Origin of the sequence: Martelella mediterranea (assembly GCF_004342225.1) — a bacterium.
Lineage (GTDB): Bacteria > Pseudomonadota > Alphaproteobacteria > Rhizobiales > Rhizobiaceae > Martelella > Martelella mediterranea_B.
In genome coordinates this window covers 1-9113 of the sequence record NZ_SMAR01000062.1, presented here as the reverse complement: position 1 = coordinate 9113, position 9113 = coordinate 1, and the positions used below count along the sequence as shown (strand labels likewise).

General features: G+C 56.4%; 12 protein-coding genes. 6 read left to right on the top strand and 6 right to left on the bottom strand.

Going from position 1 to position 9113, the window contains the following annotated elements; translation table 11 throughout:
- Window positions 1-332: 332 nt before the first annotated feature.
- Window positions 333-875: an SH3 domain-containing protein gene (locus tag EDC90_RS19810; RefSeq protein WP_132314258.1), complete on the bottom strand. Its 543-nt coding sequence runs from the start codon at window positions 873-875 to the stop codon at window positions 333-335.
- Between the two features lie 180 nt (window positions 876-1055).
- Between EDC90_RS19810 and EDC90_RS19805 the strand changes: the two genes are divergently transcribed.
- Together EDC90_RS19805 and EDC90_RS21355 are read left to right on the top strand one after the other, a co-directional pair.
- Entirely contained in the window at window positions 1056-2063 is a 1008-nt protein-coding gene (locus EDC90_RS19805) for a 2-hydroxyacid dehydrogenase (protein ID WP_132314257.1), read from the top strand.
- A 68-nt stretch (window positions 2064-2131) separates the two neighbouring features.
- Window positions 2132-2413 (top strand): excalibur calcium-binding domain-containing protein, encoded by a 282-nt coding sequence (locus EDC90_RS21355; protein WP_245511150.1) that lies wholly within the window; start codon window positions 2132-2134, stop codon window positions 2411-2413.
- Between the two features lie 3 nt (window positions 2414-2416).
- On the opposite strand, the gene EDC90_RS19795 is transcribed toward EDC90_RS21355, so the two are convergent.
- Window positions 2417-3250: a glycerophosphodiester phosphodiesterase gene (locus EDC90_RS19795; RefSeq protein ID WP_132314256.1), complete on the bottom strand. Its 834-nt coding sequence runs from the start codon at window positions 3248-3250 to the stop codon at window positions 2417-2419.
- 121 nt (window positions 3251-3371) lie between these two features.
- On the bottom strand, window positions 3372-4286 hold the full coding sequence (locus tag EDC90_RS19790; RefSeq protein WP_132314255.1) for a polyprenyl synthetase family protein: 915 nt from the start codon (window positions 4284-4286) through the stop codon (window positions 3372-3374).
- A gap of 135 nt (window positions 4287-4421) precedes the next feature.
- Here EDC90_RS19790 and EDC90_RS19785 point away from each other — a divergent pair, with 135 nt between their 5' ends.
- The 3 genes from EDC90_RS19785 (at window position 4422) to rpmF (ending at window position 6253) form a co-directional block, all read left to right on the top strand.
- Window positions 4422-5159 carry a biosynthetic peptidoglycan transglycosylase gene (locus tag EDC90_RS19785; protein ID WP_132314254.1) on the top strand — a complete coding sequence of 246 codons (738 nt, stop codon included), beginning with the start codon at window positions 4422-4424 and terminating at the stop codon, window positions 5157-5159.
- 76 nt (window positions 5160-5235) lie between these two features.
- Entirely contained in the window at window positions 5236-5883 is a 648-nt protein-coding gene (locus EDC90_RS19780; protein WP_132314253.1) for a glutathione S-transferase family protein, read from the top strand.
- A 184-nt stretch (window positions 5884-6067) separates the two neighbouring features.
- The gene (rpmF, locus tag EDC90_RS19775) at window positions 6068-6253 is read left to right on the top strand and encodes a 50S ribosomal protein L32 (RefSeq protein ID WP_132314252.1); all 186 of its coding nucleotides are present in this window, start codon (window positions 6068-6070) and stop codon (window positions 6251-6253) included.
- A 194-nt stretch (window positions 6254-6447) separates the two neighbouring features.
- Here the strand turns inward: rpmF and phaR are convergent, their stop codons facing one another.
- Window positions 6448-6996 (bottom strand): polyhydroxyalkanoate synthesis repressor PhaR, encoded by a 549-nt coding sequence (gene phaR / locus EDC90_RS19770; protein WP_132314251.1) that lies wholly within the window; start codon window positions 6994-6996, stop codon window positions 6448-6450.
- A gap of 257 nt (window positions 6997-7253) precedes the next feature.
- On the opposite strand from phaR, the gene EDC90_RS19765 reads away from it, so the two are divergent.
- Window positions 7254-8438 (top strand): acetyl-CoA C-acetyltransferase, encoded by a 1185-nt coding sequence (locus EDC90_RS19765; RefSeq protein ID WP_132314250.1) that lies wholly within the window; start codon window positions 7254-7256, stop codon window positions 8436-8438.
- Between the two features lie 95 nt (window positions 8439-8533).
- Here EDC90_RS19765 and EDC90_RS19760 read toward each other — a convergent pair whose 3' ends face one another.
- Window positions 8534-8719, bottom strand: coding sequence for a hypothetical protein (locus EDC90_RS19760; protein WP_132314249.1), 186 nt, complete (start codon window positions 8717-8719; stop codon window positions 8534-8536).
- Between the two features lie 20 nt (window positions 8720-8739).
- On the bottom strand, window positions 8740-8895 hold the full coding sequence (locus EDC90_RS19755) for a DUF3309 family protein (protein ID WP_132314248.1): 156 nt from the start codon (window positions 8893-8895) through the stop codon (window positions 8740-8742).
- Window positions 8896-9113: the final 218 nt, after the last annotated feature.

The window sequence follows — 9113 nt, the reverse complement described above, 5'->3', positions numbered from 1 at the left end:
ACATCAAAAACAAGCAGCATAATCAATCACACAAACCAGCCAGAGCCTCCAATGCTCAAGCCGCTCTGATGTCCCATTTTATATGACAACGGACAATCTGAATGGAAAGCTGTGTCTGAGCGTTTGCCGAACCTTCCTTGCGCTTCGACTTTAAGAGGCTATCCTGGAAACAAAAAACTGCTAGAGCGCGGTGCATTCATTCGGATGCACAAAGAACGCTCGAACCTATTGAATCTACGGATCGTGCTTGGACCTGGCGTTCGTTCAGAGCAAGCGGAGCAATGAGACGAACTTCAGATCCGGGTGACTGGTGTCTGACGACAATCCCGGCGTCAGTTGAACGCTTCGCCGGGGTAAGCCCCCCAAAGATCGTCCTGCTGAATATAGCCTGATACGCCTTTGACTTCGACTTCGCACCATGTGCCGTCGCATTCTTTCATGCGCAGGATAACGCCGGGCTCAATCTGCGCGATGGTGCGGGCTGAGTCATTGGGGCTGCTTTGCAGTTCGAAGTTCTGCGCTTCTTCACTGTTGCGCAGCCATGGCGCGACCATAGCGTTGCGCTTTGATGACAGGACCGAGACATGCATCCAGCCGGTCGTGCCGTCCGAGTCGCGCACCTGTCGCCATGTGCCGTACTCCTCAATGATTTCGACCGGGAGGCCGGCACGCTTGTAAATCCATCTGGTCGCATAATTGAAGCCGGGCCCAACGCGCATCCGTGCTCTGTCTGCCTGAATGATGGCGAAGCGTGGCAGGGGTTGACCGGAAGCACCACGACGCTCCGTCTGCGCCTGTGCAAAAGCAGGGCCGGTCGGGAAAACAGCAGCGACCATGAGCACGCACAGAAGAGTTGTGATGATACGACGTAGCATTTTCATTCCTCGAAAAACGGCTCATAAGTCCGGTGCCGCGCTTTCCGTTCATCCGCCTGAAAACAGAATCCGGTCCTATGCTTTTTCACCGGGGATGCCATTACTCAGGTGGAAAAAGTTTCGCAAGATGTGCATTATCGCCAGACCTGTTTAAAGAGCTGTTAAACCACCGGCAGAACCATGACAAACCGGAAGACCACCGCCGTTTTCGTAACACGCAAGCTACCTGATCCCGTGGAAGCGCGGATGAGCGAGCTGTTCGATACGACCTGCAACCATGATGACCGGCCATTGAGCCGGGCTGAGCTTGCCGCCGCGATGCAGCAAGCCGATGTTCTGGTGCCGACACTGACTGACCAGATTGATGCCGGATTGATTGAGGAAGCGGGGCCGCAGCTGAAGCTTATCGCGAGTTTTTCCAACGGGATCGATAATGTTGACGTCGATGCTGCGGCCAAAAAAGGCATTACCGTCACCAACACCCCCAATGTTCTGACCGAAGATACGGCAGATATGACAATGGCGCTCGTTTTGTCCGTGCCGCGAAGATTGGCCGAAGGGGCGCATTTCCTGGCTGGTCCGGATGCTGAGGGCTGGCAGGGCTGGTCTCCGACATGGATGCTGGGGCGCCGGATCTGGGGCAAGCGTATCGGCATTGTCGGTATGGGACGGATCGGCACGGCGGTTGCCCGCCGGGCAAAGGCGTTTGGACTTTCGGTGCATTATCACAATCGCGGGCGTATCAACCCTGAAACCGAGGCCGAGCTGGAAGCGACTTACTGGGACAGCCTCGATCAGATGCTTGCGCGGGTTGATATTGTTTCGGTCAATTGCCCTTCCACGCCAGCGACATATCATCTGATTTCGGCCCGCCGTCTCGCGCTTATCCGGCCGGAAGCCTATATCGTCAATACATCGCGCGGTGATGTGATTGACGAGGAGGCCTTGATCCGTTGTCTGGAAGAAGACAGGATTGCCGGGGCCGGACTCGACGTTTTCGAAAATGAGCCCGATGTGAATCCGAGGCTGATCGCTCTGGCGCGCAAAGGCAAGGCTGTTCTTCTCCCCCATATGGGATCTGCAACGCTGGAAAGCCGGATCGACATGGGCGACAAGGTCATCATCAATATCCGCACGTTTTTCGACGGACACCGCCCACCCAATCGTGTTTTGCCGGGCCGTGCGTGACATTGATTCCGTTTTGGACGGCGCTCTAATAAGGCGGCAGCGTTTTTTGCGGGAATAATGTCTTGAGAATGAAAATATCTGTTCGCTTTTTTCCGGTTGTTCTGGTGTGGGTTCTGTCCGCGCATACGGCGGATGCAGCCGGCCTGACCATGAGACCGGTTGATATTGAGGATCTTTATCGGCCTGTTGCGGGCTGGTCCTGTAAGCAGGCATCCAGTTGCGTCGAAGCCGTTCGCGCCTGGTGTGGGGGCTATCGCCGTGCCGACGGCGACAATGATGGAATTCCTTGCGAGAATGTTTGCCGGTCACGCAGCGAAGTGAACCGTATCCGTCAGCAGATCGGCTGTTGAGCTTCAGCCAAACGTGGCGAAAAGCGCTTCGGCATCATCTGTTGTGATCTGGTCGGCTTTGAGCGCCAGAAGTCGTTCAATGATCGGGCGTGCCGTTTCATCTACTGTGCGAATGGTCCACACATCGACCGTCCTGCCTGCTGCATGAAAGGCACCGATAATATCAAAGCCTGCTGTATCTGCTGCCAGGACCAGTTGATAGTGCAGATAGAACATGCTGGCCCACTGAGCCTTATCGAGTGCATTGTCGACAAAGCTGGCATAGTCGCCGCTGGCAATCGCCTGCCCCATGGCGTCATCAAGACAGGGATCATAGCCGACAGGAAGGCCCGGAACGGCTCCTGCAAGCGTTTGAACTGCACCGGCATCTCCGCCCGAAAGGATCATATGATCTGCCACGGGACGGACAGCCTTTGCGAAGATTTCGACGGTGTCGTTATGAAAGTTCGTCAGCGGATCCTTAAAATCCAGCTGAAGTACGGCACCATCTTTCGTTGCGCCGTTTGCCACCAGGGCTGCAAGATCGGCAAGCAACATAACGTTTTCGCCGCTGTCTTCGTGGTTGCGGTCCAGAAGCCGGCATTTTGCAATTTGCGCAGAGGTGGTTTTGAGAACCGCGCCATGTCCAGTCGTGGACTGCTCCAGCAACGGATCATGCAGAACGGCAAGATCGCCGTCGGCTGTGATTTGCAGGTCGATCTCAATGCTGGCAGCAGCTGCAAGGCCTTCAGCAATGCGCTGGGCCGTAAATGGCGTATCACCCGGTCGCACGCGCCCGCGATGCCATTTCAGCATTGTTTCGTGTCCGTTGGCTTGAATGGCGATTGGCGGTGTCATGACTGTGCCTGAGATTACAGCATCGTGCTTTCCGAAAATCGGAATCGATTTTCGGAAAGCACGATGCGTAGTTTCAATAGGTTAGAGCGTCCTTTGTGCATCCGAATGGATGCACGGCGCTCTAGTTTTCGCGTGTTGCAACAAAGCGGGCGGCTTCCAGAAGGATACCGGCTTTCTCGCCATAAGGGGCGAGCAGTTCAGCGGCTTCCTTCACCAGCGCATCAAGACGTGCTTCGGCCCAGTCGGCACCATGCATGGCAACCAGCGTGCCCTTGCCGCGCCCGGTATCCTTGCCCGTGGCTTTGCCCAGTGTTTTCTCATCGGCCTTGAGGTCAAGCAGGTCGTCGGCCAGCTGAAAGGCCAGACCGATGACAGCGCCAAAGCGGGACAGGCGGCTAAAGTCCTCCTGATCCGTGTTTGCAATAATCGCACCGGTTTCACAGGCAAACCGGATCAGTGCGCCGGTTTTCATGGCTTGCAATGTCACGATGCCGGCTTCGTCCGGCGATGTTTTTTCAGCTTGCAGGTCGAGTGCCTGTCCTCCGGCCATGCCGCCGAGCCCCGCTGCGCGTGCGAGCGCCGAAATGAGCTTGAGGCGGGCATCGGCGTTAAGATCGGTTCTTGCATCTGCAATGATATCAAAAGCCAGCGTGAGCAGGCTGTCGCCAGCCAGAATTGCAGTGGCTTCATCAAAGGCTTTATGCACGGTGGGTCTGCCGCGACGCAGATCATCATCATCCATGGCTGGCAGGTCGTCATGGATCAGCGAATAACAGTGAATGCACTCAAGCGCACAGGCAACGCGCAGGGCCGCTTCGGCGTTTCCATCAAAAAGTCTGGTACTTTCGAGCACCAGGAATGGCCGGAAACGTTTGCCACCGTTTAAAACACCATGGCGGATAGCCGCAAGCAGGCTTGCCGGACGCTCCGTCTCACCGGTCATTGCTTCGGCACTCAGCAAGGTATCGAGGCCCTTCTCGATGGCATCCTGATTTGCGGCAAGGCTTTGCTTGAATTTCTGCGCTGCGGTGGTCATGAAGCGTCTTTGACATGGCGGCCAGACGGTTTCAAGCTGGATTTGGACGGGCGCGCGACATCATTTGTCGCGCCGGCTTTCCATTGGCGCGGGTTCGCGATAGTGAAAAAGGGTGCGGGCGGGGAACAGGACAAGATGCACGACGACGACACGCAGGGTGATATCATCAGGCTTGGATCGGCCCGGAAAACAGGTTTCCTGAAACGCTGGCTTTGGCGGCTGGTTCTGGTGATCGTGCTTTTTGCGCTACTGCCTTACCTGCTTCTGCCGCTTTACCGGCCCACCTTTGTGCATCCGATATCTGTCCCCATGTTTTCGCGTCTGGTGACGGTTTCCGGCTATGACCGGCAATGGGTGGCATTTGAGGACATCTCACCTGTTCTGGTGCAATCGGTGATGATGTCTGAGGACGGCCAGTTCTGTAACCATCATGGTGTTGACTGGCGGGAACTGCAGGCCGTGGCTCAGGATGCCTTTTCCGGCGAGCGTGCCCGCGGTGCCAGTACAATACCGATGCAGACGGTCAAAAACCTGTTCCTCTGGAATGACCGGTCTTACATCCGCAAAGTGGCGGAGCTGCCGCTCGCGATTGCCGCAGATATCGTCTGGCCCAAAAAGCGGATCATGGAGATCTATCTTAATATTGCGCAATGGGGCCCGGATACATTTGGCATAGAAGCGGCCGCACAGGCTGAATTCGGTATCTCTGCTTCCGACCTTTCCCGGCGGCAGGCGGCTTTGCTGGCCGTGTCGCTGCCGAACCCGGACCAGCGGCGTGCCTCCAATCCATCGGGGCTGATGCTGAAACTGGCCGCCCGGGTCGAGCGCCTCGGCAGGGCCTCCGGTTCATATATCACCTGCCTTTATGACTGATATTTTTGAAAACAATTGGCGTCTGGCCGCTCTTTCAGCCTATCTTGCGGCTTCATGAAAGCAGGAAAGGGCGCTCATGCGTGATCTGACGCTTTATATCGGTAACAAAAATTACTCCTCCTGGTCGCTGCGCCCCTGGCTGGCGATGGAAGCGACCGGCATTCCGTTCAAGGAAGTGCTGATCCCGTTTGATTTTCCAGCTGGAAATCCACGTTTCTTCGAGATTTCAGATGTCGGTCGGGTTCCGGTTCTCCATCATGGCAAACTGGTGCTGACGGAGTCGCTAGCGATTATCGAGTATGTCGCAGAGCTTTACCCTGAAGCCGCCCTTTGGCCGGAAGATCGCGCCGAACGCGCGGTCGCGCGCGCCCTTTCGGCTGAAATGCATTCCGGCTTTCAGGCCTTGCGTGCGTCCTGCCCCATGAACATGCGCCGTGAGCCTGCCGCGTTCGCGGTATCCGATGCGGTTCATGCTGATGTCCGGCGGATTGAGACAATCTGGAAGGAAAGCCTCCAGCGTTCAGGAGGACCGTTTCTGTTTGGCTCGTTTTCTGCGGCCGATGCAATGTTTGCGCCAGTCGTGAACCGCTTCGAGATTTACGAACTTGCCGCGTCCAGGAGCAGCGCAGCTTACATGAACACGATCAAAAGTCTTCCGGCGTTTCAGCGCTGGCGGGATGGCGCTTTGGCCGAAAGCTGGATTGTGCCGGAGGACGAAGCCTGATAAAGAGAGCGTGAAATGGCGTTTGGCGCAAAAAAATGACGTTTGAGCCAAAAAAAGAGGAGGGGGACTGGCCAAATGGCCGGAAGCCCTGTATAAGCGCGCCAAATTTTCTCGTATTTTAAGATCGATTGCGCGGTGGACGATCCCGCCGGGGATCAGGTCTTGCCGCTAGTGGAGTAGTACAATGGCTGTACCGAAAAGAAAAACGACCCCGTCCAAGCGCGGTATGCGCCGTGCTGCAGACGCTCTTAAGAACCCGACCTATGTCGAAGACAAGAACTCCGGCGAACTGCGCCGCCCGCATCATATCGATCTGAAGACCGGTATGTATCGTGGCCGTCAGGTTCTGACACCGAAGGAAAGCGCATAACGCTGTTCTTGTTTCTGCCTGATGCAGAAGGCTGTTTCTTCAGGCCGGGCCATGTGCCCGGCCTTTTGCTGTTTTGAATGCTCTATAGCCGTTCTTTCAAAGCTTCCCGCAACAAGGTTCCGGGTGCTTTCGCACGGCGCGTAGATTCAATAGGTTAGAGCGACCTTTGTGCATCCGAATGGATGCACGGCGCTCTAAAGGTTGTCGATGCGCGCCTGAAGGGCACGCAGTTGCAGGCGAAGGTCGTCCAGCTCTCCGGACATGGCTGGATCGCCGTGTGCCTCATGCCGCCGCCCAAGCCCTCGTTCGGCATAAAAGCCGGCCGGACTCGGCTCGACCGTGTCGTCGTGGTCGGAAAGCGAGTGGCCCGGCTGTGGCTGATAGAGGGCTTTGTCCATCTGCTCGCGCATATGGGCCTGCTGTTCGGCAAAAGCCTTCATTGCATTATCGAGAAAGCCCGGCAGCATGGCTTGCATCTGGTCGCCATAATAGCTGATCAACTCTCGCAGAAACGAAACAGGCAGAATGCTCTGATCGGACTTTGATTCCTGCTCGAATATGATCTGCGTGAGAACCGTGTGCGTGATGTCTTCGCCGGACTTGGCGTCGGTGACGCTGAAGTCTTCTCCGCATTTCACCATTTCCGCCAGATCGTCGAGCGTTACATAGCTGCTGGTGCCGGTATTATAGAGGCGCCGGTTTGCGTATTTCTTGATAACGGTCGCGCCGCTGCGCATGCGCATGTCTGATCCTCCCCGCGATTTTGCTGATGTGGTCTCTTCCCGAAAATCGCGTTATTTCAAATAAATTCCTCTTCCCGACGATGATGTAACCGCAAAATCTGCTTTCAGACAATGTTTTTGTCGCATTGCAAATCTCCAGGCCATGTCTGGTGGCGGTGCAGCATCTGTCTTGTTTGGCGAAAACACACACTTTTGCCCGTTTGACTTCATGTCAGACTGCTTGCAAAGTCGCCCCGCTATTGGTCGGGAGGACAGGAATGAAAGACCGTGACATTGTCATCGCCAGCGCTGCACGAACGCCGGTGGGCAGCTTTAATGGTGCGTTTGCCAGCGTGCCGGCGCATGAACTGGGCGCAGCTGCCATAGCGGCCTCTCTGCAGCATGCAGGTCTGCAGCCCGAAGAGGTGGACGAAGTGATCATGGGCCAGGTTCTGACGGCAGGACAGGGCCAGAACCCGGCACGACAGGCCGCCATGGCCGCGGGCCTTCCGATCGAAAAAACGGCATTTGGTGTAAACCAGCTTTGCGGTTCCGGCTTGCGTGCGGTTGCGATCGGCATGCAACAGATCGCAACCGGCGATGCTTCCGTTATTGTGGCAGGCGGTCAGGAATCAATGTCGCTTGCACCGCATTGCGCACATTTGCGCGCTGCATCGAAAATGGGAGACCGCACGCTGACGGATACCATGCTGAGCGATGGGCTGACCGATGCATTTTATGGCTATCATATGGGCACAACGGCGGAAAATGTCGCTGAGCGCTGGGCTTTGACCCGTGCCGATCAGGACCAGTTTGCCCTCCGGTCCCAGAATAAGGCCGAAGCTGCCCGCGCCGCCGGACGGTTTTCCGACGAGATCACGCCTGTTACCGTCATGCATCGCAGGTCCGAGGTGGTTGTCGATCAGGATGAGGGCATTCGGGACGGTATGACCCTCGAAGGGCTGGAGCGCCTGCGCCCGGCTTTCATGCAGGGTGGAACGGTGACAGCCGGGAATGCTTCCGGCATTAATGATGGCGCTGCCGCTCTCGTGCTGATGCGCGCTGAAACAGCAGAGAAACGTGGGATTACACCGCTTGCACGCATTGCCTCATGGGCGACAGCCGGTGTAGATCCGCAGATCATGGGAACAGGCCCGATTCCTGCATCGCGTAAGGCGCTTTCAAAGGCGGGCTGGACTGTTGAAGCTCTTGATCTGATCGAGGCAAATGAAGCTTTTGCCGCGCAATCCTGTGCGGTTTTGCGCGATCTGGGGCTTGATCCTGAAAAGGTTAATGTCAACGGCGGTGCCATCGCAATCGGACATCCGATTGGGGCTTCCGGTGCCCGTGTTCTGACGACGTTGCTTTATGAAATGCGGCGTCGCGATGTCGAGAAGGGGCTTGCAACGCTGTGCATCGGCGGCGGCATGGGGATCGCGATGTGTGTCGAGCGTGAGTGCTGAGGCCGGGCATTTCAGTTTTTGGCAGGCCTTGTCATAAAAAACGCCGCTCCCCATACCGGGAGGCGGCGTTTCTCTCATTCAGGAGATCCGAAGCGTTATTGCGCCGAGAGGGCACCGAGAGCGCCGCCGGCGACACCGCCCAATGCTGCACCGCCGACGCTGTTGGTCGCAATGCCGCCGACAGCAGCACCGGTGCCTGCGCCGATTGCGGTGTTGCGTTCTGTTGTCGTGCAGGCTGCCAGCGGCAGAATGCAGGCAATGGCAAGAACAGCTTTCTTCATAATCAACTCTCCCTTCTTAATCAGATATAGCCCAGCAGAAGCAGGATGATGACGATCAAAAGGACGAGGCCGAGCCCGCCTGAAGGGCCATAGCCCCAGCTTGCTGAATATCCCCAGCGCGGTAATGCGCCGATCAATAGCAGAATGAGGATGATAAGCAGTATCGTACCGAGCATAACGATCGTCTCCCTTTGAAACCATTGCCCAGTAAACGCGCCAGCCGGCGTTGCGGTTCCAAAAAACAGGCCGCCTATGAAGCCTTGAAGTGTTAACCATTTTGAGGCGCTGTGGTCACGTTTGTCGCTTAGAGCGTCAGGCGCGATGAATGAATCGTATGGGATTCCGTTTTTGTGTGATTTGTGATTCCTTGTGTCAAAGGAGATTTCCGATGACC

Bases quoted from the DNA above. Each gene is read 5' to 3' on its own strand.
- EDC90_RS19765 (WP_132314250.1), top strand. From the start codon at position 7,254: ATGAAAGACCGTGACATTGTCATCGCCAGCGCTGCACGAACGCCGGTG.
- EDC90_RS19810 (WP_132314258.1), bottom strand. From the start codon at position 875: ATGCTACGTCGTATCATCACAACTCTTCTGTGCGTGCTCATGGTCGCT.
- EDC90_RS19785 (WP_132314254.1), top strand. From the start codon at position 4,422: ATGCACGACGACGACACGCAGGGTGATATCATCAGGCTTGGATCGGCC.
- rpmF (WP_132314252.1), top strand. From the start codon at position 6,068: ATGGCTGTACCGAAAAGAAAAACGACCCCGTCCAAGCGCGGTATGCGC.
- EDC90_RS19805 (WP_132314257.1), top strand. From the start codon at position 1,056: ATGACAAACCGGAAGACCACCGCCGTTTTCGTAACACGCAAGCTACCT.
- EDC90_RS19780 (WP_132314253.1), top strand. From the start codon at position 5,236: ATGCGTGATCTGACGCTTTATATCGGTAACAAAAATTACTCCTCCTGG.
- EDC90_RS19795 (WP_132314256.1), bottom strand. From the start codon at position 3,250: ATGACACCGCCAATCGCCATTCAAGCCAACGGACACGAAACAATGCTG.
- EDC90_RS21355 (WP_245511150.1), top strand. From the start codon at position 2,132: ATGAAAATATCTGTTCGCTTTTTTCCGGTTGTTCTGGTGTGGGTTCTG.
- EDC90_RS19760 (WP_132314249.1), bottom strand. From the start codon at position 8,719: ATGAAGAAAGCTGTTCTTGCCATTGCCTGCATTCTGCCGCTGGCAGCC.
- EDC90_RS19790 (WP_132314255.1), bottom strand. From the start codon at position 4,286: ATGACCACCGCAGCGCAGAAATTCAAGCAAAGCCTTGCCGCAAATCAG.
- EDC90_RS19755 (WP_132314248.1), bottom strand. From the start codon at position 8,895: ATGCTCGGTACGATACTGCTTATCATCCTCATTCTGCTATTGATCGGC.
- phaR (WP_132314251.1), bottom strand. From the start codon at position 6,996: ATGCGCATGCGCAGCGGCGCGACCGTTATCAAGAAATACGCAAACCGG.